This window comes from Halorubrum sp. Hd13 (assembly GCF_002252755.1).
Lineage (GTDB): Archaea > Halobacteriota > Halobacteria > Halobacteriales > Haloferacaceae > Halorubrum.
On sequence record NZ_NHOY01000043.1, the window covers coordinates 1 to 23,486 of the forward strand.

Genomic DNA, 23,486 nt, shown 5'->3' on the forward strand with positions numbered 1-23,486 from the left:
CGGTGTCGTTCGCCGACGAGAGCTTCCGGAGGCTCTCCGAGAGCTTCCCCGTGATCGCCCGCTTCGATCGCTGGCTCCACTCGTGGAACAATGCGAGCGGGCCCAGCACGAGGTACGCCGGGACGTAGACCCAGACGAACGCCGACCAGACGGGGCGGGCGACCCATCCGTCGAAGGTCGTCGGCGCGTTGCCCGTGAGCGCCGCGATGGCGACGATGGCGACCGCGGCCGGTACGGTCAGCGCCAGCGTGTACAGCGGGTTGTCGCGCAGGAAGAGGTGCGGCGCCGAGACGATCCGCTTCGTCTTGTACGTCCCCTCCCGGTCGCGGATCCGGTCGAAGACGCCGAATCGACCGACGAACCCTTCGATGAGTCCGAAGTGGAGCAGCCCTTCCTGGCTCGTCTGTCGGAGCCGCTCGCTGCCGCCGTCGGGGCGGAGGTAGCCGTCGCCGGGCTCGTCCTGCTTGACGGTCGAGACGAGCACGAGGAAGCCGATCCCGGTCAGCGGGATCAGGACGTACACCGTCGCGTACAGCAGCCGGTCGTCCGCCTCCCCCATCATCCCCATGATGACGAGGATGATGATCAGGAGGAGGGGGAAAAGCGAGAGCGTCATGTACATCTCGCCGAACAGCTCCAGCGTCTCCAGGGTCATCTCGCGCTCCTGTTTCGACGTGCGGAGGTGTTTCTCCTTTTTATCCTTCAGGAAGCTCTCCATGTCGCCGCCGGAGTTGACGATCGAGAGCATGTCGGCGAGGAACTGCGAGAGCTCGTCGGAGGGGGTCTCCATCGACTGCTGGCGGATCGCGTTCCGGTAGTCGGTGCCGAAGTACTCCGTCTCGTTGACGATGCTCTGGAACTCGCGGGAGACCTCGCCGTAGGTGTCCTCCGCCGTCGCCATCGCGCGCAGGATCTCGAGCTGATTGAGCCCGCCGACGGAGAGCGCGTACATGAACGAGACGGAGTCAGCGAGCAGGAGGTTGATCTCGCGCTTCCGCGACGACGCGCGCGAGTAGGGGACCGCGACGAGGGCGCCGAACCCGAGCGCGAAGCCGATCGACCCGAAGACGAGCCCGCTTATCAGCACCGCGGTCGGCACGACCAGCGACCGCAACAGCTCCTGGATCGCCGGCGTGGGCGCGGGCATCCCGAGCGAAAGCGTGTTCGGGTCGATCAGCCCGAGCGAGAACACGCCGTACCCGATCAGCGTGCCGAGCGCCCAGAGCAGCCCACCGGCGAGCAGCCCGGCGCCGAGCGCTCGGGAGACGTACATCTCGACCTGGTCCGGCATCCGCGCCTCCGCGAGCTTGCGCTCGACGTCGCCGACGAAGTCGCCGTCGGGGTCGAACAGCAGCTCGAAGACGGGGTAGAACAGCTCCGCGAGGACGTCGGCGTCGGCGGAGCCGTCGCCGACCCCCGCGTCGAGGCTCACGCGAGCCACCTCGTCGGGGTCACGGCGCTACCGCTCCTCCGGGGACTCGACCGTGCCGAACCCCCAGTCGTCGATGTCGTCAGCGCTCTCCCCGTCGTCGGTCTCCGCCTCCCCCGCCTCGCCGTCGCTCTCCGTCTCTTCCGATTCGCCGTCGCTCTCCGCCTCCCCCTCCTCGCCGTCGCTCTCCGCGTCGTCATCGGGCCCTGCCTCGCCGTCTTCCGCGGCCGGGTCCAACACGTCGATCCCCTCCTCGAACGGCTCGTCGAAGTCGATAGCGCCGCTTCCACCGCCCGAATCGGCGCCATTCGAGTCACGGACCCCGGTGCCCGACCCCGATCCATCCGCCGCCTCCGTCCCGTTCGCCGGTTCCTCCGACGACGGGGACCGATCGCTCGACTCGACGCCGGCACCGCCGTCGGCCGTCACCGCCTCCGGCGGCGTTCCGTCGATCGGTGCGCTCTCGGCTTCCGCGGCGATCTGGGGGAGTTCGGGGCCGGCCGCTTCCGGGTGGAGCGCCGCCGCCTCGCGGGCCGCCTCCGCGAGCGTCCCGTGGTCGTCGTCGGGCGTCGCCTCGACGTCGGCGGCGGGCGCGATGTCGAGCAGCGCGTCGGCGACGGAGTCGGGCATCCGTCCCCGGTACTCGGCGAACAGGTCCCCGGCGTCGGCGAGGATCCGCTCTACCTCCGCGCGGCCCGCCTCGTCCGGCTCGGGGCGGGGGATCATCTCCTCCTTGTCGCGGTCGACGTTGATGAGCACGGACTCCATCTCCCGGAGGTCCTCCAGCGAGCGCTCCAGCCCCTCGTTCGCCATCAGCGCGAGCACCGTCTCGGGGTCGTTGATGAACGCCTGGAACGTCGCCGCCACCTGCGCGTAGCTGTTGAGCCCGCGGTCGATGAGGTACGCTAACACGACCCGGCGTTTCCGGAGCTCCTCGTTCAGCGTCTCGCGGCTCCACCCGCGGTCGAACATGATGTCTTCGAGGGTGTTCGAGTCGCCCATCTGGAGGAACTCGTCCGTCTCCGCCTGCCACTGGAACACGTCCTGAACGTTGATCTCGTCGTTCTCGGCGTCGTAGTGGTTGATCTCGGTCAGCGACTTGTTTCGGCGCACCTTCTTTCCCTGCACCCGGGTCGACGTCTGAACGGAGACCAGGTCGAGGGCGGTGAACATCGTCTTCGAGACGTTGATCGGCTCCGTGGTGAACCGCTTGAGCACCTCGCCGACCGTGTCGGCGTGGAAGGTGGTGTACGTGGTGTGGCCGGTCGACATCACCTGGAAGGCGGTCCGGCCCTCCTCACCGCGGATCTCGCCCATCACGATGTAGTCGGGGCGCTGCCGGAGCGCGGCCTCCAGTAAGTCGAACTCGTCGATGTCGCCCTTGTCGTCGTCGGAGAAGGAGGGGCGGGTGACCGAGGCGATCCAGTTGCGCTGCGGCAGTTCGACCTCGCGGGTGTCCTCGATGGAGACGATCTTCGCGTTCGAGGGGATGAACAGCGAGACCGCGTTCAGGCTCGTCGTCTTCCCCGAGGCGGTGCCGCCCGCGAAGATCAGGCTCTTGTGGTTCTCGATCGAGAGCCAGAGGAACGCCATCTCGTCGAGCGAGAACGTCTTCCAGTTGATCAGGTCGATCGGGGTGAAGGGGACCTCGTTGAACTGTCGGATGGTGTAGTTGGTCCCGTGGTCCGACACCTCCCGGCCGAGCGTGAGCTGGGCGCGGGAGCCGTCGGGGAGGGTGGCGTCCACCTGCGGGCGCCGCTTCGAGATCCCCTTCCCGGAGCGCTGCGCGAGCTTCACGACGAAGTCGTCGAGCTCGTCGGTCTCGTGGTAGACGTTGGTGATGATCTGCTCGTAGTCGGAGTGGTAGACGAAGACGGGGGAGTTGTACCCGTCACAGGAGATGTCCTCCACGTTGATGTCGTACTTGATCGGGTCGATCCGCTCGTAGCCGATGAAGTCCCGCTTGAGGTAGTACAGCAGCTTCTCGACCTGGTGCTCCGACAGCGTCTCCGGGTCCTCGGCCAACACCGCGGGCTCGGGCCGGGCGAGGATCGTCGCCGGCGCCGACTCAGCCCCCGATTTCGTCGGGGGCACGTAGCCGAGCGACTCCGTGATCCGAGCGGCGATCCCTTCGGTGACGTCGAAGCCGAACCGGTCGACCACGTCGTCGACGAGGTCGTCGATCACCCCGCGGTCGCCGTCCTCGCGCTTGTAGAGGTCGTACCGGTCGAGCAGGGTGAGCGTCTCGTCGACGATAACGTCCTTTCGGAACGCCTCGTCCCCGCCCGCGATCGCCTCGTCGGCGTACTTGATCGAGGTGCGGAGCTTCCCCGTCAGGAACTCGACGAGGTCGGCCTCGATGTCGGTCCGGTACGGCTGGACCGCGTAGTACTTCACCTCGTTCTCCTTCGTCGAGCGGAACACGATGACGAACGCGTACGGCTTGTTCACCCAGTACCGCTCGATCTCTCGGAAGTGGACCTTCTTCGGCATCGGGACCGCCTTCTCGAGGTCGTACCGGTTCGCGAGGGTGGTGTCGCCGTCCGCCGTCGAGAAGAACTCGTCCTCGTCGACGTCGGGGTTCACGTTCACCGTGCGCTCGTCGACCAGGTCGGCGAGCTCGGCGGCGGCGCTCCCGCCCGCGCCGAGGAGCTCCTCCGTCCGGTCGGGGTCGAACCCGAGCGCTTCGGTCTTGTCCTCGTGGGTGAACGCCAGCGGCTCGTCGTCCTCGCCGGTCGGCGGGTTCCCGTCCTCGTCGAGGAAGAACTCGTCGCGGTAGTCGTCCCACGTGTAGTACCCCTTTAAGACCGGCACCGAATAGAGGTCGTACCGCGCCGAGCACAGGTCCCAGAGGACGTCGCCGACGGCCGCGGCCGCCCGGACTCGGTACGCCGTCTCCGACGGGTCGAAGCCGAGGAACTCGCCCGGGTCCACGCCGACGCGAGCCCACTCCTCAGCGGTCGGGACGCGCCGAGGGACCGATTCCACGTCGTTGCCCGCAGCGACCACGACCCCGGGAACGCCCGCGCCGTCGACCGCGATTCCGGAGCGTTCGTCCGGCTCGGTCGGCCCCTCTCGCTCGTCCGGTCCTTCCGATCCGTCCCCAGCGGCAGAGTCGGGTTCGGTCGGAACGACGGCCTCTTCGCCGTCGGTGTCGTCCTCCTCGCCGTCGCTGTCAGGATCATCCCCGCTGTCGGCATCGCCGTCGTCCCCGTCGCTGTCAGAATCATCCCCGCTGTCGGCATCGCCGTCGTCCCCGTCGCTGTCAGCATCGCCCTCGCTGTCGGCATCGCCGTCGCCGTCGGCTCCGTCGTCCCGCTCGCCGTCACCCTCTCTGTCGGCATCGGCGTCGTCTTCCTCGCCATCGCCCGCCTCGCCGTCTCCGTCGCCCCCCTCCGTCGTTCCGACCGACTCCGCTCTCGGGTCGGGAGGGTTCGCCGCGGTCGAGGTCCCGGCGGGGACGACGGCCGCGCCGCTGAGGACGACTCGGTCGGGGCCGATCACGAGGGCGCCCGCCTCGGGGGTTCCGTGTCCCGGGACGGCGGTGTCGCCGTCGGTCGTGTACGGCTCGTCGACGCCGGCGGCGCGGATGACTCGGTCGACGCCGTCCTCGAAGTGGGCGTCGACGGCGGTCGACGGGACGACCGGCCCCTCGCCGATGTCGGCGTACAGCTCGTCCGCGGCGTCGTCACGGCCGCGGTCGCGGAGGAACGAGCGCCACGAGTACCGTCCCACCGCGACCGGGGGATCGGACGCCGCGGAGTCCGCCGTCTCGTCGGGCGAGAGGGGCGAACGCTCGGCGTCCTCGGTTGCCATGCGTACGGGAACGCCGCAACCGTTGAAAAAGGTGTCTCGCAAAAACCCGCGACTGATAATCCCCGGAGGGGGTGACCGAAGCGGCGGACGAGCCGATCGACTGACGGCGATGGCGCGCGGCCGACCCTCCCTCCGACGGCGCCGCCGGTCACTTCCGACGGCGCGGGCTCGACCCGCGGCGGGAGCGACCCCTCAGGGCCAGAGCCCGCGCGCCTCGTGCGCCTCGGCGATCCGCGACAGGGCGACGATGTAGGCGGCGTCGCGCCACGTCACGTCCCGCGCTTCGAACTCGTCCCGGACGTCTCCCCAGGCGTCGAGCATCTCGGTCTCCAGCTCGTCGTTGACGCGGTCGAGCGACCACGCGCGGCGGTTGATGTCCTGAAGCCACTCGAAGTAGCTCACCGTCACCCCGCCGGCGTTGGCCAGAATGTCCGGGATCACCGGCACGTCGCGCTCGGCGAAGACCTCGCTCGCCGCGCTCGTCGTCGGACCGTTGGCCCCCTCGATAACGATGTCCGCGGCGACGTCGTCGGCGTTGTCGGCCGTCAGCACGTTCCCGATCGCCGCCGGGATCACCACGTCGACGTCGAGCTCCAGCAGGGCGTCGTTCGTCACCGTCCCCGGCGCCTCGTGGGTCATCACCGCTTCCGGCTCCTCGCGGTGGGAGGGGATCGCGCGCGTGTCGAGGCCGTCCGGGTCGTAGACGCCGCCGGTGACGTCGCTCACGGCGACGACGTTCGCCCCCCAGTCGTCGAGCAGCGTGGCGGCGTTCGCCCCGACGCTCCCGAACCCCTGCACCGCGACCGACGTCTCACCGATCGCCTTCCCGTAGTAATCGACGGCCTCGCGGGCGACGATAGCGACGCTCCGGCCCGGCGCCTCGTCGCGGCCCTCGCTCCCGCCGACGACGGGCGGCTTCCCCGTCACCACGCCGGGGATCGTTTCGCCCTCCTGCATGGAGTAGGCGTCCATCAGCCACGCCATCGTCTGCGGGTCCGTGCCCATGTCGGGCGCGGGGATATCCGTCGTGGGACCGATGACGGCCCGGATCTCGTCCGTGAACCGGCGCGTCAGCCGTTCCGTCTCCTCGTCGGTCAGGTCCTTCGGATTCACCGCGATACCGCCTTTCGCACCGCCGAACGGGATGTCCATCACGGCGCACTTCCACGTCATCCACATGCCGAGGCCGACGCACTCCTCGCGCGTCACGTCGGGGTGATACCGGAGCCCGCCCTTATACGGGCCGCGGACGCTGTCGTGTTGCGCGCGATACCCGGTGTACACCGCCACGTCCCCGTCCTCGCGTTCGATCGGGACGGTGACCTCGTGGACCCGCTTAGGGTGTTTGAGCCGTTCGACCACGTTCGGATCGATATCCAGGTGATCGGCGGCGTGCTGAAGCTGTCGGCGCGCCGTCTCCAGCGCCGATTCCGGCTCGTTCGGTTCAGAGTCGTTCGGTTCAGGGTCGTTCGGTTCCGATCGGGTCTCCGCTCGCGGCTCGTCGCCGGCCGTCGTCGATGTCGGACCCATCGTCACTCGAGCGGGGTGTGTCGGTTCCGTATCTCGCCCCCGCAGTCGGGACACTGACCGGGATTGTTCTCGGCGAGCACGACGTGTCCGCAGTCGAAACACTCGTAGGGCGATTCCTCGGCCGATTTCTGGTCGACGTCCCTCATTGGTGGTCGTGAGTTCCGGCGCGTCTGCGCGGGACTCTACAAGGGCATATTGGGGATATAAGGATATATTCAGTAGTTGCTCATCCAACCACGCCTCGAACGGGGTAGTTTATAATTAAACCTTACTGTGGCAGAGCAGGGGACCGGGATCAGCGGTCGACGTGGCCGGCGGCCACCGGCGCGTGGTCGTCGATCAGCGCCGCGAACAGCTTCCGCTGGGCCGTTCGGATGTGCTGGTAGAACGCCTGCGGAGAGATGTCGAGCGAGTTCGCGACGACCTCGCCGGTCGCCTTCCGCGGCGACTCGAAGAACCCGCTGTAGTACGCGGTCTCTAAGACCTCGAGCTGTCTGTCGGTCAGCCTGTCGAGCACCGACGCGTAGAACCCGTGTTCGGACGCCTGTTCGCGCGACTGCTTCGACGAGAGGTCGACGTCGGCGAACCGGTCGCGGACGAGCCGCGTGACGTGTCTGTGTTCGCCCCCGCCGGGAACGTCGATGACCAACTCCGCCCCTTCGGCCGTCGCCGTCGCGCTCCGGAGGACGGCGCCGTGTTCCGCCAGATCCGCGGCGAGGAAGGGTTCGGCCAGTCGGAGTCGCACCACCCCTCCGGCGTCGCCGCCCCGGATCCGCCGAACGGCCTCGACGGCCACGAGCTCCTCGGTCGCGTCGACGACCGCGTCGAGCGGCGCGTCCTCGACGGTGAGGAACACGTCGTTGCCGCTCACGGTCTGTCGAACGCCGCCCTCGTAAGAGACCGTGCAGCCGGCGGTCTCGGCCAGTTGCGAGAGCACGAACGACGGGTCGCGGACCGCGTACTCGACGCGGGTCATCGAGGTCGTGAGCAGCGCGCGCGTGCGCTCGCCGGCGCTGATCGCGGCGGCGATCGTCTCTCCGAGCTCCGCGAGCACGGCCTGTACGGTCTCGTCGAACGCGTCCGGCGCCTCCGCGTACACGGTCAACACGCCGTACGAGAGGTCGTTGTACACCAGCGGGACGCTCAACACCGAGAGCAGATCGCGGGAGATCGCGTCCGAACGCCACGGCGCCGCGCGGATGTCGGCCGCGACGTTCGAGACGTGGGTCACCTCCCCGGTCGCCGCCGTCCGGCCCGCCGGTTCGACGCTCTCGGGAGCGACAGGGAACGTCCGCGCGTCGAGGTAGCCCCGATCGGTCCCCGCCCACGCCCGCGGCGTCACCGCGTCGCCGGCGTCGTCGCGGGCGCCGATCCACGCGAGCCGGAAGCGCCCGTCCGCGGTGAGCCGTTCGCAGACGGTGTGGTCGATCTCCTCGCGGGTCTCGGCCTGCACGATCCCGTGGTCGATCTCGCGGATCGTCTCGTTGATCCGGTCGAGCGCCGAGAGCCGGTCGTTTCGGCGCTGGAGCTCGCGGTCCTGCTCGCGGAGCTGGGACTCCCGGTCGACCCGGTCGAGCGCCGCCTCGGCGGTCGCCGCGAGGAGGTCGGCCAGCTCCCGCCTGACGTCGTCGAAGGCGCCGACGTCGGTCGAGCCGGCGACGAACACGCCGTGGTTCCCGAGGGGGATGTACGCCGCGCTCCGGAGGCCCGTGGCGCGGTCCGTGAGGCGGTCCGAGTCGTGCACGTCGTCGAAGAACAGCGCCTCGTTCTCGACGAAGCTGTGACTCGTGAGGTCGCGACCGTCCGCGTGCACGGCCGGCAGCGGGCCGTAGACGTTCCGCATCGCCTGCGAGCGGGCGGCTGGCCGGAGTCGGGTGTCGTCGGCGTCGAAGAGGTAGACGGCGCCGGCGTCGAGACCGAGCACGTCCGGGGTGTCGTCGACGACGTGACGGGCGATCTCGCGGTGGGTCTCGGCGTAGAGGAAGTCCCGAGCGGTCTCTTGGAGGGTGGCGAGCGCCCGCTCGCGCTGCTTGCGCTTCGTGACGTCCCGGCAGCTGTACAGCAGCGTGCCGTCCTCGATGGACGCCTCGCGGACGTTCACCAACAGCGTGTGCTCGTGGCCGGCCTTGTCCGTGGCCGTGGTCTCGATGTTCTTCAGGACGCCCTCCTCGGCGAGCGCCTCTCGGTCGAAGAGGTCCTCCCCGAGCAGGTCCTCGATGGTTCCCAGCTCGCGGATCTCCTCGGCGGTGTACCCGAAGATGAAGTGAACGTTCGGGCAGACGTAGGTGTACTCCCCGTCCTCGTCGGTTATCAGGACGGTGTCGGTCATGTTGTTGAGCGTGACGCGGTGGAGCTTCTCCGACCGCCGGAGCTCCCGCTCGAGGGCGACCCGGTCGGTGATGTCCGCGCTGTCCACGACGATCGAAGAGAGGTCCCCGCGCTCGTCGGTGACCGGCCGGACGGAGAGCTCCAGCACCCGGTCGTCGGTCGCGTCCCGGACGACGACGGCGTGGGCGAACTCCCCGCCCCGCGCGGCGTCGACGAGCCGGCGGATGTCCTCGCGCGGACGGTCGCCCTCGGACCACCACGGGAGGGTCCAGAACGGGTCGCCGACGACGGCGTCCGCGTCGGCGTCGACCATATCCAGGGCGGCCTGGTTGACGCGCGTGAGCCGCCCGTCCGGGTCGAGCACCCACGTCGCCGACCTGGCGTCTCGGAAGGAGGCGTCGAACTGCCGCGCGCGCTCGCGTCGCGTCACCGACCGGCGGGCCTCCCGGACGGCCCGCTCCGTCCGCCGAATCGCGTCGTCGACCGCGTCCGGCAGCGGGTCGTCGATCGCGAGGTAGTCGGTCACGCCGGCGCCGATCGCCTCGCTGGCGATCGCCTCGCTCCCCGCGGTCGTTCCCAGGACGACCGGCAGCGAGGCCGTCCGGTCGCGTATCCGGCGAGCGAGTTCGACGCCCGTGGTCCCCGGGAGCTCGTAGTCGGTCACCACGCAGTCGACCGCCGACGCTCCGAGGGCGTCCAGCGCCGCCGCCGCCGTCGGGACGACCCGGACGCTCGCGTCGGACCGATCTCGGAGGGCGTCGACGTAGGCGTTCGACCACGCCGTCTCGCCGACCACAACGATATCGGCGGCGTCGAGAACGCCGCGGGATGTGGAACTCATGTGAAACGCGACGGCACCGGCCGCGTACCGGAACGCGACGCGGCGCGTCGATACCGCGGGCTACTCGTCGGACGAGCAAAATCCCTGTTGTTTACTATTCAACCCGGGGCGGTTCGTCGGCCGCCGCGCTCGGCCCGGACCCGGCCGCGGCCGAACGGAGAGCGGGCCTTTAGGTCGTCGGGGTCGAAGCGGACGGTGTGACACGCTCCGACGCCCCCGACGGGCTGCGGTCCCTCGGGCGGCTCCGACGGGCGCCCGTCCGGCGGCGCGTCCGCGAGGCGGTCGCCGAGGAGCTGCTCGGCACCCCCCGGAGCCTCGGCGTCGTGCTCGCGTTCGTCGCGTTCATGCTCGCGGTCGGCGCCGGCTACTACGCCCCGACGGCCGGCGACGTGCCGGTTCCGCTGTGGCCGCTGTACGCGGACTCGGCGGTCGCGGTCGCGCTCGGCGGGGCGGTCCTGCTGACGCTCGTGCCGACGGTGCTTTCCGGCGGGAGCGTGGCCGCCGACGCTCCCGCGTCGCGGCCGCTGGCGTACCTCCACACGCTCGCGTTCGTCTGGCTGGTCACGTTCGGCCTCTGGCCGCTGGTCTCACTGAACCTCGCCTTCTCGCAGTACGTCGCGGCCCCCGACGCGTGGATCTACTACTGGGGCGTGCTCGGCACGCACCTCTGTTTCGTCGGGCTCGCGCTGCTGTTCCCGGCGTTCGGGCGGACGAGCCGCGGGGCGCTCGGACTCGCGCTCGCGCTGGCCGTCGGGAACGTCGCGCTCGACTACGGGGTCGGCTACCACCCGCCCCTCCTGTACGAGCCCGGGCCGCTGCTGGCGGGCGCGACGCTCGCGATCGCCGTCTTCTCTGTGTGGCTCGCGTGGCGGTCGTTCCCGCGGCTGGACGAGACTGGGTAAGTGTCCCTCGTCGTCGGCTTTCGCGAATTCGCGGGGGGTCCGTCGATAACCGGTAGTGTCGAAGCGGTCGGCCTCCCCGGCCGATCCGGCGTCTGCGGGATACGACGCGAACGGTCTGCGCCGCAGACGGACACCGGCGGCTCAGCGACACCACCGCTCGACGCCTTGTATCACCACCAATAGGATTATTTCCAAACACTGTCAATCGGGACCGTCTTGCATACCAAGCTGACCGGAGGCGGTGACCTCGTCGGAGACTCGGCGTGGCGGGTCGTAACTATCGCGGCCGCGTGGTTGCTGCTCCTGTTCGTCGGTGCGTACCTGATCACCCCGGCCAGTATCCTCACGCTGATGATGACCGATCTCGATATCACCGAGACCACGGCCGCCGCACTCGTCTCGATGCCACAGGTGGCCGCGACGGTGATCGGTATTCCCGTTGGGATCTATCTCGATCGCGTCGAGACCCGTGCGGTTATCCCCGCGGCGGCGGCCGTCCTCCTCGTCGGCAGCGTCGGCGACTGGTTCGCCGCGAGCGAGGGGACCGTCTCGCTGCTGATCGCGTCGCGACTGTTCGCAGGCGTCGGAATGTTCGTTCTCTGGGTCGTCAGTATCAACGTCGGGTCGAGGACGTTCCCACCCGACAGGCGGGCGACGGCGACGTCGGTGATCATCTCGGGATATCCCGCCGGGTACGCGCTCGGACAACTCGGTGCGCCGCGCCTCGCCGAGGTCGTCGCCTGGCCGGGGGTGTTCCCCGTCTTCGGCGGCGCGGTCTTCGCGATGTCGCTCGCGCTCTCCGTCGCGGTCGGGCGGGTCGGCGGGTTCCGGGCGGCCACGGCCCCGGACCCGATAACACTGGTCGGCTTCAAGCGGGTGCTGAGAAACCGGAACGTGTGGATGATCGTCGCCGTCACGGGCCTCGGCTACTCGCTGTATATGGTGTTTAATTCGTGGATGCCGACGTACATCACCCGTCAGTTCGGTGTGTCGCTGGCGGAGAGCGGCGCGTTCGTCGCGCTGTTTCCCGCGGTCGGGATCCTCGCTCGGCCGACGGGCGGATGGCTGTCGGACACGGTGTTCGCCCGGCGACGGCGGCCCGTCTTCGCCGCCTCGTTCGTCGGCGCCACCGTGCTCTCGGTCCTCATGTACTACAGCACGACTATCGCGGTACTCGTCGCGACGCTCGTCCTCGCAGGGGTGTTCCTCCAACTGCAGATCGGGCTCATGTACCAGTCAATTCAGGAGTTCGTTGCCCCGAGCGCCGCCGGAACGGCCGTTTCGATCGCGAGCGTGGCCGGGTGGGCGGCGTCGTTCGTCGCGCCCGTCGTGGCCGGCAAACTGATCGCCACCGCGGGCACCGACGCCGTCCTGTTCGCGCTCGCGGTCGGCCTCGGCGTGACGGGAGCGCTCACCGTCTGGCGGATGGCCGAGTCCGGCACCGCCGCGACGCCGGTCTGATTACGTCCTTCGCGTTCGGCAGTCGATTTTGATCGGTTCCGAATCGGTCAGAACAGGGACCGCGAGATACGACGCGCGGAGACGAATCGTTCGATAGAATCCGCCTCCGCACCCGAAATCAGGGGGTTAACAAATGCGGACGATGCGTTTTGATCGGCAAAACGGCCCGATAATCGCCACATTGCGCCGGTGTAGGTGGAGCGGTATAGAGTGCTATCGAGTAGAATGTGGTGCGTTTCTCGTGGAGATCGAGGTCCGTCTTTCCGGCGTGCTTCGCCGCGACGTTGGCGGACGGGATCATGTGTACTCAGACACGGTCAAGCGAAGCGAAGGAACGGGCGCGACGGGATCCTCGCGAGCGAAACGAAGTGAGCGAGCGAGGGTCAGCCGTGCCCGTATCGGACGCAGTGAGATACGGGCACGGCGGGATTCGAACCCGCGATCGAGAGGTTAGGAACCTCTCGCCCTGTCCGCTAGGCCACGCGCCCAACGCGGCGGAGAAAACGTCGCAGCGGGGATCGGTCGGCGTCGCCGAGCAGGTCTACGCGCTCGTCTCTTTCTCGGTTTCGAGGTCCTCGAGGTCCTCGTCCTCGTCGACCGTCGAGTCCGCGCTAACGGTCGACTCCTCGTCGTCTCCCTGCATCTGTTTCAGTTCGTCCTCGACCTCCTCGCGTCCCTTCTTGAACTCGCCCATCGCTTGGCCGGTCGACCGAGCGAGCTTCGGAATCTTGTTCGCCCCGAACAGAAGGACCAGCACGAGCAGGATGATGAGGAGCTCCGGGCCCGCCGGGATGCCGCCGATCAGTGGAGTCGGAATTGCCATCTCTGTCCCGGAGTAACCCTCTTGCGACTATAGTCTTTTTGCCTCGGTGAGCCGACGCCGAGTCGTCGCTGGCCGGGCAACGCGCCCATAATCCCGCCTTCGCGGGAAGTCGGTCGACGAACGCCGAAACCGTGATACCCGCGCGGCGCAACCGGGAGGTATGACGACAGTCGGCGACGACGCCCCCGACTTCACCGCCCCGCTCGTTGACGGCGACATCGAATCGTTCCGGCTTGGCGACCGCCTCGGCGACGAGCCCGTGGTGCTCGCCTTCTTCCCGGCCGCCTTCTCGAACACCTGCACCGACGAGATGGAAGCGCTCCGGGACGGCTTCGACCGCGACGACTGCACCCTGCTCGGCGTGAGCACCGACCTCCCGCACGCGCTCGCGGCCTATCGGACGCAGTACGACCTCCCGTTCGCGCTCGTGGGCGACCCCGACCACCGCGCGATCGAGGCGTACGACGTGGTCGAGTCGTTCGACCGCTACGGCGTCGACGCGGTCGCGCAGCGGGCCGTCTTCGTGATCGACGGCGACGGCGTCGTGACCTACCGCTGGCTCGCGGAGCACGCGGGACAGGAGCCGGACTACGACGCGCTCGACGAGGCGGTCGCCGAGGCGGCGTAGGTTACCTCAGACCGCGTCGCGGAGGTCCGCCAGCGCCTCCGGGTTCTCCATCGAGGAGAGGTCGCCGGGGTCCTCGTCGTTATAAACCGACTCGATCGCGCGCCGGATGATCTTCCCGGACTGCGTCTTCGGGAAGGCGTCGACGAAGAGCAGTTCGCGCGGCCGGAACGGTTTCCCGTGTTCCTCGCCGACCAGCTCGCGAAGCTCCTCGCGGAGCCCGTCGCCCGGTTCGACGTCGGGTTCGAGGACGACGTAGGCGACCACCGCGGTGCCGGTCGTATCGTCCGGGACGCCCACCGCGGCCGCTTGATTGACGGCGTCGTGGTCGATGAGCACGCCCTCGATCTCGGCCGGGCCGACCTTCCGCCCGGCGACGTTCAGGGCGTCGTCGGCGCGGCCGTGGAGGAACCAGAACCCGTCGTCGTCCTTCTGCGCGAAGTCGCCGTGGTCCCAGAGGTCGTCCCACGTCGACCAGTACTCGTTCAGGTAGCGCTCGTCGCCGGACCACAGCGACTTCGTCATCGACGGGCAGGAGTCGCGGGCGACGAGGTAGCCGCGCTCCCCCTCGTCCCGGACCGACTCGCCGGTCTCGTCGACGATGTCGATGTCCATCCCGAGCCCCGGTCCCCCGAGCGTGCAGGGCTTCAGCGGCTGGTTCGGCATCGGCATCAGGAAGCAGCCGCAGATCTCGGTGCCGCCGGAGATGTTGATTATCGGGCAGTCGCCGCCGCCGACCGCGTCGTAGAACCACCGCCACGACTCCGGGTCCCACGGCTCGCCGGTGGAGCCTAAGATTCGGAGCGATGAGAGGTCGTGGCCCTCGACCCACTCGTCCCCGTGCTTGCGGAGCGCGCGGATCGCGGTCGGCGAGATGCCGAACTGCGTGATCGAGTGCCGGTCGATCAGCTCCCAGAAGCGGTCCGGCTCGGGATGGTCGGGCGCGCCCTCGTACATCACCACGGTCCCGCCGAACGCGTGGTTCCCGATCAGCGTCCACGGCCCCATCATCCAGCCGATGTCGGAGACCCAGAAGAACCGGTCCGCCGGCTTCTGGTCGAAGCCGAAGTGGATCTCCTTGGCGCACTGGGTGAGGACGCCCGCGTGGGTGTGAACGATCCCCTTCGGCTCGCCCGTCGTCCCCGAGGAGTACAGCAGCATGGACTCCTGGTCGCTCGGGAGCCGCTTCGTCTCGTAGTCGGTCGATCGCGACGCGACCGCCTCCCCCCAGGTGACGTCGCGGTCGGCGTCCCACGGGACCGGCTCGACGCCACCGCCGTCGCCCCCCGCCGACTCGGCCGCCGGCGTCGCGCCCAATCGGTCGTACACCACGGTGTGTTCGACGTGGCCCGCGTCCGCGATCGCCTCGTCGGCGGTCCCCTTCAGCCGGACCTCGCTCCCGCGGCGGTAGAAGCCGTCGCCGGTGAACAGGACCGACGGCTCCGCGTCGGCGATCCGGGTCGCCGTCGCCTCGGTCCCGAACCCGGAGAAGATCGGCACCGCGATCGCGCCGACTTTCAGGCAGCCGTAGAGGATCGAGACGACCTCGGGCACCATCGGCATGTACAGGGCCACGGTGTCCCCGGTCTCGACGCCGACCGACTCCAGGTAGTTGGCGACGCGGTCGGTCTGGCGGGCCAGCTCGTGGAAGGTGACCTCCCGGACGTCGCCGGGCTCGCCCTCCCAGATCAGCGCGACCCGGTTCCGGTTCGGCGAGTCGACCGCGGCGTGTCTGTCGACGACGTTGTGCGCGACGTTGATCTCGCCGCCGGGGTACCAGTCGGTGAACTGGGGGCCGTCGCTGTCGTCACCGGACTGCGTCCGGTTGCCCGCGGAGCTCCGCTCCGCGCTGTCACGAACCGCGTCGTACTCCGTGTAGAAGTCGATGTCGAGGTAGTCGACGACCTCGTCCCAGAACCAGTCGACGCCGGACGCCGGTGCGCCCGGGAGCTCCGAGGTGGTGCGTTCGATGAGCGCCTCGTAGTCGTCGATGTCGTACTCGCGCATGAACGCGGCGACGTTCGTCGACTCCGCGAACGCCTCGCTCGGCTCGTGCACGACCTCGTCTATCCCCTCGTACTCGTCCATCTCGTCCGGCCGTTTTCGCGGTAACGGTAAGTAATTTTCCTGAAATTCGCGCCACCGCGGTTCCACGCACTCGCCCGCGACCGCCGCCGTGGTCGCTGTCGCGGTCGTCGCCGCGAGGAGTTCGCGTCGGCGCATGAGAACGCGATCGGCGCCGCGAGAGTTGAACCCCGGACACGCGAGCGTCGGGAGGCCCTGCGGGCTCTGACAGAGGGAGAAGCGGTCGACCCCGGTCGACGCGGCCGGGAAGATCGGGGACCTACTCGGTCTCGACCGGGACGTCGGCGACGGGATCGGCCTCGTCCGCGGCGGCCTCCGCGTCGGCGTACACCGACTTGGGAACGATGTCCACGGAGGCGACCTCGTCGTCCGGGTCCAGGTTCATCACGATAACGCCCTTCGTGTTTCGGCTCACGGTGGATATCTCCTCGACGCGGGTCCGCATGATCTGGCCGTCGCCGCTCATCGCGACCAGGTGGTCGCCGTAGGTGACCGCCTCGATGGCGACGACCTCGCCGTTGCGGTCGCCGGTCTTGATGTCGATCAGCCCCTTCCCGTTGCGGGACTGGAGGCGGTACTCGTCGAGGTCGGAGCGCTTCCCGTAGCCGTTCTCCGTGACGGTGAGCACCCAGTTGTGGTACGCGTCGTCGATGGCGGCCACGCCGGCGACCGCGTCGCCCTCGCGGAGGTCGATCCCGATCACGCCGCGGGCGGTCCGGCCCATCGCCCGGGCCTCCGACTCGTCGAAGCGGATCGCCATCCCGTTCCGGCTCCCGATGACGATGTCCGTGTCGCCGTCGGTCACCTCGACGTCGACGAGCTCGTCGCCGTCCTCCAGCCGGATCGCGCGGATCCCCGTCGACCTGATGTTCCCGAACTCGTCGACGGCGGTCCGCTTGATGTACCCGTCGCGGGTGACCATCGTGAGGAACTCGTCGTCGTCGAGGTCGTCGGTGTTCACCACCGCCTCGATCTCCTCGCCGCCGTCGAGGTCGAGGAGGTTGACCGCGGACTTCCCCCGGGCGGTCCGGGACATCTCCGGGATTTCGTACGTCTTCAGCTCGTAGATCTGTCCGCGGTTGGTGAAGACGAGCAGGTAGTCGTGGGAGTTCGCGGCGAACACGGAGGAGACCCTGTCGCCCTCCTTCAGGCCGGTGCCGATGATCCCCTTACCCCCGCGGTTCTGCGCCCGGAAGGTGTCGAGCGACATGCGCTTGATGTAGTCGTCCTCGCTCATCACGACGACGCACTCCTCCTCCGGAATGAGGTCCTCGTGGGTGACGTCGCCGACGTCCTCGATGAAGCTCGTGCGGCGCTCGTCGCCGTACTCCGCCTTCATGTCGTTCAGCTCGTCGACGATCACGGCGTCGAGCTCGTCGGGGTCGGCGAGGATCGTCTCCAGCCGCTCGATGCGGGCGGTGACATCCTCGTACTCCGACTCGATCTCCTGCGTCTCCATCGAGGTGAGCGAGCCGAGCTGCATGCGGACGATGTGCGCCGCCTGGGCTTCGCTGAACTCGTACTCCGCCTCCAGCGCGGCCTTCGCGGCGTCGCGGTCGTCGGAGTTCTGGATCGTCTCGACCACGTCGTCGACCTGTTCGAGCGCCTTCAGTCGGCCTTCGAGGATGTGCGCGCGGTCCTCTCGCTCCGCGAGCTCGTGCTCTGAGCGGCGGCGCACCACCTCGCGGCGGTGCTCGACGTAGTGTTCGAGCGTCTCCTTCAGGTCCAGCACCTGCGGCGAGCCGTCGACCAGCGCGAGGTTGATGACGCCGAAGGTGCGTTCGAGGTGGCTCTCTAACAGCTGGTTCTTGACGACCTCCGCCATCGCGTCGCGCTTGAGCTCGACGACGATGCGCATCCCGTCGCGGTCGGACTCGTCGCGGAGGTCGCGGATCCCCTCGATCGCGCCCTCGTTGACGTCCTCGGCGATGCGCTCGACGAGCCGGGACTTGTTCTGCTGGAATGGGAGCTCCGAGATGACGATCCGGCCCTCCTCCTCCATGACCTCGAACTCGGCGCGGACGCGAACGCGACCGCGACCCGTCTTGTACGCCTTATGAACCGCGTTCCGCCCGACGATGTTCGCGCCGGTCGGGAAGTCCGGTCCCTTGACGTGTTCCATCAGGTCCTCGACGGCCGACTCCGGGTTCTCGATCAGTTCGACCGTCGCGTCGACGACCTCGCCGAGGTTGTGCGGCGGGATGTTCGTCGACATCCCCACCGCGATCCCCGAGGAGCCGTTGACGAGGAGGTGCGGCACCGCCGACGGCAGCACCTCCGGCTCTTCGAGCCGGTCGTCGTAGTTGGCGGTGAAGTCGACCGTGTCGCGCTCGATGTCGGCCAGCAGCTCCTCGGCGATGGGGGCCATCCGGGCCTCCGTGTACCGCATCGCCGCCGGCGGGTCGCCGTCGACGGAGCCGAAGTTCCCCTGCCCGTCGACGAGGGGGTACCGCATCGAGAAGTCCTGGGCCATCCGCGCGAGCGTGTCGTAGATGGCGCTGTCGCCGTGCGGGTGGTAGTCACCCATCGTCTCGCCGACGATGGAGGAGGACTTCCGGTGCGAGGAGTTGCTCGTGACGCCCGCCTCGTGCATCGCGAAGAGGATGCGCCGGTGGACGGGTTTGAGCCCGTCGCGGACGTCGGGGAGCGCGCGGCCGGCGATGACCGACATCGCGTAGTCGATGTACGACTGCTCCATCTCGTCCTCGATGCGGGCGTTCGTCACCTGTGCGGCGCGGACGTCGTCGGGGTTCGCGTCGGGTACGTCGGAGCTCATATGTCCACCCACTCGGCCTCTGTCGCGTGTTCCTTGATGAACTGCTTCCGCGGCTCGACCGCGTCGCCCATCAGCACGTTGAACATGCGGTCCGCCGCGGCCGCGTCGTCGATGTTGATCTGTTTGAGGATGCGATTTTCCGGGTCCATCGTCGTGTCCCACAGCTGGTCGGGGTTCATCTCGCCGAGGCCCTTGAACCGCTGGACCTGATCCGGGTCGCCGTCGCACTTCTCCTCGACGATCCGGTCGCGCTCCGCCTCCGTCATCGCGTCGTACGTCTCGCCGCGGTAGCGGACGCGGTAGAGGGGCGGCTGGGCGGCGTACACGTAGCCCGCCTCCAGCAGGGGCTTCATGTGGCGGTAGAGGAGCGTAAGGAGCAGGGTCCGGATGTGTGCGCCGTCGACGTCGGCGTCAGTCATCAGGATGATCTTGTTGTACCGCGCGTCCTCGATGTCGAACTCCTCGCCGATCCCCGCGCCGATCGCGGTGATCAGCGCGCGGATCTCGTCGTTCTCAAGAATGCGGTCGAGCCGGTGTTTCTCGACGTTGAGGATCTTCCCCTTGAGCGGGAGGATCGCCTGGTTCTCGCGGTTCCGGCCCTGTTTGGCGCTATTATGAACAAAGACCCCAGATTCGAGAGCAAAGTTGTGGGTACCGGGGACTTCGAGATCGTACACGTCTTCGGTCTCTTCGAGCGGTTCCACAGACGCAACCGAGTGGTTGTGTGTCTGTACGGCCTCGATCAACGCGGTTTCATCCTCGAAGAACTTCTCTATCGTCGTCGATTTCGTGAGGGTGTTCGGTCCTCCCTCTACCTGCCTACGTTCGTCGTAGTTCTCTAGGTCGCCCTCGTCTTCGAGAACCGTTTTCATGAACGGGATCGTGTGCTCGAAGTACGTCTGGTTGTACGCCTCCATGCGCTGTTCTCTGAACTCTTCGTCCCACTGTTCCTCCGTCTTCTTGCTCCGCCAGTCGCGTAGCTCCTCGTCATCCCACTGTTCGTTCGCGTCTTTTCGACGCGTTTCCACTGCCTCCGGGTTATTTTCATAATACTCTTCGACTCGCTCGGACTGTTCTTCTCGGTGAGATTCGTCTGCCCAGTACTGCCGAGCCTCCTCGGTGAGACGCTCACGAACCCGCTCCCTGTACTCGGGATGCGTCTCGTAGTACTCCCGCCACGCGTCCCGCATTTTCTCACGGTACTCTTCGTCTTCCCACTGCTTTTTCGCCTGCTCCCGGAGGACCTCTACTGTCCCCTCTCGCTGCATGCGATCGCTCATCTTCTCACGGAACTCCTCGGTCCGTTTGAGCTCCCGAAGTTTCTCGAACACCTCTTCCGTGTGCAGCGTTCGTTCCGCGTGTTCGCGGTGTAACTGCATGTGCTCGTCTTCCGGGAGCCGCTCGATGTTGTCCGGGCGGTTGTTTCGTTTGTCGAAGTCGACGTGGTGTTTGTGTTCTCCGTCAGCTTCGGCGTACCGACCGCGTTCCAGATTGTACCGATCTGCGAGGAGATGGGTGAATTCCCAGAAATCCCGCATTATCGGCTGTTTCACCATCTCGTAGCCGTCAATCGTGATATTCTCCTCGTCGGTATCCGATGTCTTTCGGTACAACGGCATAAGCGACTGTCCGTCTTCGAGATGCTGAGCCTCACGGTAGCTCCCATCTCTGAGCATGAACTGGTGGTCAGGCGTACACCGTATCGTCTCGCCGTTATCAAGGGTGACTCGAACGAGATTTGCGTCTCGTTTCGTAACCCGAGGATTCGTCACTTGCTGGATCTCTATCTTACCGTCAGGTCCAACCGTGTAACAGTAGTGCGTCTCCCCGTCTTCGTGTTCATCGACCAGCGTCTCGAATGTGATCGACCGACCGGATGCGAGTGCGACTTCCGTGTCACCGGTAAAGCAGCCGCCCGCGGAGTCGCCCTCGACCACGAACAGCTCGGCCTCGGTGGGGTCGCGGGTCTGGCAGTCGGCGAGCTTCCCGGGCAGCGCGGTCGACTCCAGCGCCGACTTCCGGCGGGTGAGCTCCTCGGCCTTCTTCGCCGCCTTGCGCGCCCGCGCGGCCTCCGCGGCCTTGTGGACGACCTTCCGGGCGGTGTCGGGGTTCTCCTCGAAGAACGTGCCGAGCTTCTCGTGGGTCGCGGACTCGACGATGCCGCGGACCTCGCTGTTGCCGAGCTTCGTCTTCGTCTGCCCCTCGAACTGCGGGTCGGGGTGTTTCACGGAGATGACCGCGGTGAGCCCCTCGCGGACGTCCTCGCCCTTGAGGTTCGCGTCGAGGTCGTTGACGAGCCCGTGCTCGTTGGCGTAGTCGTTGACGGTCCGGGTGAGGGCCGTCTTGAACCCGGTGAGGTGGGTGCCCCCCTCGCGGGTGTTGATGTTGTTCGCGAACGCGTGGACGGAACCCTGCAGCTCCTCGGTCGCCTGCATCGCGACCTCGACGTGGATGTCCTGGTCCTCGTCCGCGAAGTAGATAACCTCGTCGTGGATCGGCGTCCGCGCCTCGTTGAGGTAGCCGACGAACTCGCGGATGCCGCCGTCGTAGAGGAACGTCTGCTCGTCGCCCGCGTCGGCGGCGTCGCCGTCCGCGTCGCGCTCGTCCGCGAGCGTGATGGCGACGCCGGAGTTGAGGAACGCCAGCTCGCGCAGGCGGCTGGCGAGCGTCGAGAACTCGAAGTCGCCCGTCTCGAAGATGTCGCCGTCGGGCCAGAAGCGGATGTACGTCCCCGTGTCCTCGCCCTCGTCCATGTCGCGGACGCGCTCGAACGCGCCCTCGACGGGCTCGCCGCGGGCGAACTCGTGGCGGTAGACGCCGCCGTCGCGTTTTACCTCGACTTCCAGCCGCTCCGAGAGGGCGTTGACGACGCTGACGCCGACCCCGTGGAGGCCGCCGGAGACCTGGTAGGACTTGGAGTCGAACTTCCCGCCGGCGTGGAGGACGGTCATGATCACTTCGAGCGCCGGCCGGTCGTACTTCTCGTGGGTGTCGACGGGGATGCCCCGCCCGTCGTCGCTGACGCTGACGGAGCCGTCCCCGTGGATCGTGACGGTGATCTCGTCGCAGTAGCCCGCGAGGGCCTCGTCGATAGAGTTGTCGACGACCTCGTAGACGAGATGGTGCAATCCTCGACCGTCCGTGGATCCGATATACATCGCCGGACGTTTACGGACGGCCTGGAGGCCTTCGAGGACCTGTATCTGGCCGGCTCCGTATTCACTCTGCTCTGACATAGAACTTGCCTGATTTAGTCAGTGCCGGCTTATAAACCCGGCGCACGCGCACGCGGGCGTGCAGGAGGCGACGGGCGCGGACGAGAGTCAAGGCGGTCCGGTGCGTGCGCACGGGTCACTCCGCCCCGCCAGCCCCGCCGGGACGCGTTTGACTTCCTCCCCGCCCTGAAGGGCGAGGATTCCTCCGGTGGGATGTTGGCTATGCCGTACCCACGGAGGCAACTTTCCCGTTGCCGGTACTCTGGTTTGTGCGCTCCTCGTTGGGACTTTCCCTCTCGGGAGAGTGTGGTGTCTCTGACCAGTTGTGGTCGTCCCACTTGAGGCGCACGGGCCGAGCCATCGACCCAACTTCGAGTTCGCAAGCCTGCTGTTCGAGGAATGTCCGGGACGCACACAGATCGGCGTGTGCTTCGTGGCCGCACGGACATCGGAACACGTCGCCGTCGCGATCGGTACCCTCTTGTTCGCCACACACCGGGCACGTTCGGGTTGTATTGGCTTCTGACTGCACCTCAATACTGATGCCGTATTCCTCGGCTGTGTACGATAAGCGATCGATGAACGCCCGAAAGGCCCAGAACTGGTGAGTCTTTGCGTTCACTTCAGCACACCAGTGCGCCGAGAGAACATCCGTGAGGTCGCCGACGTACACTGTCTTGACACCGTCGGCGTAGAGCTGTTCCATCAGGTCCCGGGCTAGTGCCTCCTGTGCGTGGTCGCGCCGCCGTGTCCGTTTCTGATACAGCTGCCGAATTCGGTTGCTACTGTATCGCCCCTCACGGAGCTTCGACTGTAATCGGGCAATTTCGTCGGTCGTCTCGCGGAAGCGATCAAACAGGTCGCGGCCCTCGTAGAGGTACTGCTGGCCGGTCGTCGTTGTACAGGCGATGAGATTGTTTGCGCCCACGTCCAGTGCGGCTTCTTCCGAAGCCAGTGGTGAATCCTGTTGTGAATCAGGCAGGGTAACAGGCTGAAAGGCTCTGAACGTGTCGTCTATCTCGTCGTACTGTATCTCCAAACGACCTTGTTCGCCGTCCCACTTCGGGTCGCCAGCGACTTCAAGACGGAGGCGACCAGTGTGGTCGTATTCGTCCTTCAGAGCGGACCCGACTGGGATCTCGATGCGTGACCGATCGCCGGTTTCCAGTGTATACAAGTCGTTCCGGATGAACGTGCGTAGTTCTCGTCCATCATCTTCGTTGCCCCAGTATCCGGGGGGCGAGGGACGTTCATCACGGTCGCCGTTGTGCCAGTCGTCTAGGGCGGCAAAAAACGAGTTCCACGCAGACTTGTTTTTCCGGATCACTTGCTGTGCGGTTCCAGAGCCGGTCACATCGACATACTGCTTGCGGTAGTCAGCAGTGTCCCACACTGATTCGCCGTCGAAGAATTGCTGGCGACGCTCGTAATTGAGCTCGTTCCACAGGCTCGCAGAGGCGTCCAACAGATCCAACAGTAGCCGCTCGTCGTCGTCGGAGAGCGGGCGTACCGCGAACGTGTTGGTTCGCCTCACGACAACAGACATTTGTAGTCCTACGTCTATATGTCTTTTGGACACAAACAATGCGACCGAATATCAACATTTCACACACCCTGAACGGCCGCGTGAAAGACTACGCTGAAGATCAAGACGT

At 67.3% G+C, this 23,486-nt stretch carries 13 protein-coding genes and 1 tRNA gene; 3 read left to right on the forward strand and 11 right to left on the reverse strand.

Annotated elements, in window-relative coordinates; all coding sequences use genetic code 11:
• The 5 genes from DJ81_RS06005 to DJ81_RS06020 form a co-directional block, all read right to left on the reverse strand.
• On the reverse strand, positions 1-1,432 hold a 1,432-nt coding region (locus DJ81_RS06005; RefSeq protein ID WP_094588959.1), incomplete at its 3' end, for a type II secretion system F family protein.
• A 27-nt stretch (positions 1,433-1,459) separates the two neighbouring features.
• The gene (locus tag DJ81_RS06010) at positions 1,460-5,245 is read right to left on the reverse strand and encodes an ATPase, T2SS/T4P/T4SS family (RefSeq protein ID WP_094588961.1); all 3,786 of its coding nucleotides are present in this window, start codon (positions 5,243-5,245) and stop codon (positions 1,460-1,462) included.
• Positions 5,246-5,437: 192 nt separating this feature from the next.
• Positions 5,438-6,781 carry a glutamate dehydrogenase GdhB gene (gdhB, locus tag DJ81_RS06015; protein ID WP_394338289.1) on the reverse strand — a complete coding sequence of 448 codons (1,344 nt, stop codon included), beginning with the start codon at positions 6,779-6,781 and terminating at the stop codon, positions 5,438-5,440.
• Positions 6,778-6,921 carry a rubrerythrin-like domain-containing protein gene (locus DJ81_RS18730; protein WP_141212022.1) on the reverse strand — a complete coding sequence of 48 codons (144 nt, stop codon included), beginning with the start codon at positions 6,919-6,921 and terminating at the stop codon, positions 6,778-6,780. The genes gdhB and DJ81_RS18730 overlap by 4 nt, the downstream gene beginning before the upstream one ends.
• A gap of 149 nt (positions 6,922-7,070) precedes the next feature.
• Positions 7,071-9,944, reverse strand: a complete 2,874-nt coding sequence (locus DJ81_RS06020; protein WP_094588963.1) for a bacterio-opsin activator domain-containing protein — start codon at positions 9,942-9,944, stop codon at positions 7,071-7,073.
• A gap of 197 nt (positions 9,945-10,141) precedes the next feature.
• On the opposite strand from DJ81_RS06020, the gene DJ81_RS06025 reads away from it, so the two are divergent.
• Entirely contained in the window at positions 10,142-10,846 is a 705-nt protein-coding gene (locus DJ81_RS06025; protein ID WP_094558485.1) for a DUF1405 domain-containing protein, read from the forward strand.
• Between the two features lie 216 nt (positions 10,847-11,062).
• Entirely contained in the window at positions 11,063-12,307 is a 1,245-nt protein-coding gene (locus DJ81_RS06030; RefSeq protein ID WP_241881496.1) for a nitrate/nitrite transporter, read from the forward strand.
• 415 nt (positions 12,308-12,722) lie between these two features.
• Here DJ81_RS06030 and DJ81_RS06035 read toward each other — a convergent pair.
• Positions 12,723-12,795: transfer RNA gene (locus tag DJ81_RS06035), tRNA-Arg, on the reverse strand.
• Positions 12,796-12,848: 53 nt separating this feature from the next.
• Entirely contained in the window at positions 12,849-13,130 is a 282-nt protein-coding gene (locus DJ81_RS06040) for a twin-arginine translocase TatA/TatE family subunit (protein ID WP_094526592.1), read from the reverse strand.
• A gap of 160 nt (positions 13,131-13,290) precedes the next feature.
• Here DJ81_RS06040 and DJ81_RS06045 point away from each other — a divergent pair, with 160 nt between their 5' ends.
• Positions 13,291-13,758: a redoxin domain-containing protein gene (locus DJ81_RS06045; protein WP_094526593.1), complete on the forward strand. Its 468-nt coding sequence runs from the start codon at positions 13,291-13,293 to the stop codon at positions 13,756-13,758.
• 6 nt (positions 13,759-13,764) lie between these two features.
• Here the strand turns inward: DJ81_RS06045 and DJ81_RS06050 are convergent, their stop codons facing one another.
• From DJ81_RS06050 to DJ81_RS06065, 4 genes are all read right to left on the reverse strand, one after another.
• Positions 13,765-15,843, reverse strand: a complete 2,079-nt coding sequence (locus DJ81_RS06050) for an AMP-binding protein (RefSeq protein ID WP_094588988.1) — start codon at positions 15,841-15,843, stop codon at positions 13,765-13,767.
• Positions 15,844-16,099: 256 nt separating this feature from the next.
• A complete protein-coding gene (gene gyrA / locus DJ81_RS06055) occupies positions 16,100-18,616 on the reverse strand; it encodes a DNA gyrase subunit A (RefSeq protein ID WP_094524534.1) in 2,517 nt (838 codons plus the stop codon).
• Complete coding sequence (gene gyrB, locus DJ81_RS06060; RefSeq protein WP_094526594.1) at positions 18,613-21,852, reverse strand: DNA topoisomerase (ATP-hydrolyzing) subunit B; 3,240 nt, start codon at positions 21,850-21,852, stop codon at positions 18,613-18,615. The genes gyrA and gyrB overlap by 4 nt, the downstream gene beginning before the upstream one ends.
• A 199-nt stretch (positions 21,853-22,051) precedes the next feature.
• Complete coding sequence (locus DJ81_RS06065; protein WP_094588965.1) at positions 22,052-23,377, reverse strand: RNA-guided endonuclease TnpB family protein; 1,326 nt, start codon at positions 23,375-23,377, stop codon at positions 22,052-22,054.
• Positions 23,378-23,486 lie beyond the last annotated feature (109 nt).

Coding starts and splice junctions, on each gene's coding strand:
- DJ81_RS06065 (WP_094588965.1), bottom strand. CDS start 23,377: ATGTCTGTTGTCGTGAGGCGAACCAACACGTTCGCGGTACGCCCGCTC.
- DJ81_RS06010 (WP_094588961.1), bottom strand. CDS start 5,245: ATGGCAACCGAGGACGCCGAGCGTTCGCCCCTCTCGCCCGACGAGACG.
- DJ81_RS06045 (WP_094526593.1), top strand. CDS start 13,291: ATGACGACAGTCGGCGACGACGCCCCCGACTTCACCGCCCCGCTCGTT.
- DJ81_RS18730 (WP_141212022.1), bottom strand. CDS start 6,921: ATGAGGGACGTCGACCAGAAATCGGCCGAGGAATCGCCCTACGAGTGT.
- gyrA (WP_094524534.1), bottom strand. CDS start 18,616: ATGAGCTCCGACGTACCCGACGCGAACCCCGACGACGTCCGCGCCGCA.
- gyrB (WP_094526594.1), bottom strand. CDS start 21,852: ATGTCAGAGCAGAGTGAATACGGAGCCGGCCAGATACAGGTCCTCGAA.
- DJ81_RS06040 (WP_094526592.1), bottom strand. CDS start 13,130: ATGGCAATTCCGACTCCACTGATCGGCGGCATCCCGGCGGGCCCGGAG.
- DJ81_RS06050 (WP_094588988.1), bottom strand. CDS start 15,843: ATGGACGAGTACGAGGGGATAGACGAGGTCGTGCACGAGCCGAGCGAG.
- DJ81_RS06020 (WP_094588963.1), bottom strand. CDS start 9,944: ATGAGTTCCACATCCCGCGGCGTTCTCGACGCCGCCGATATCGTTGTG.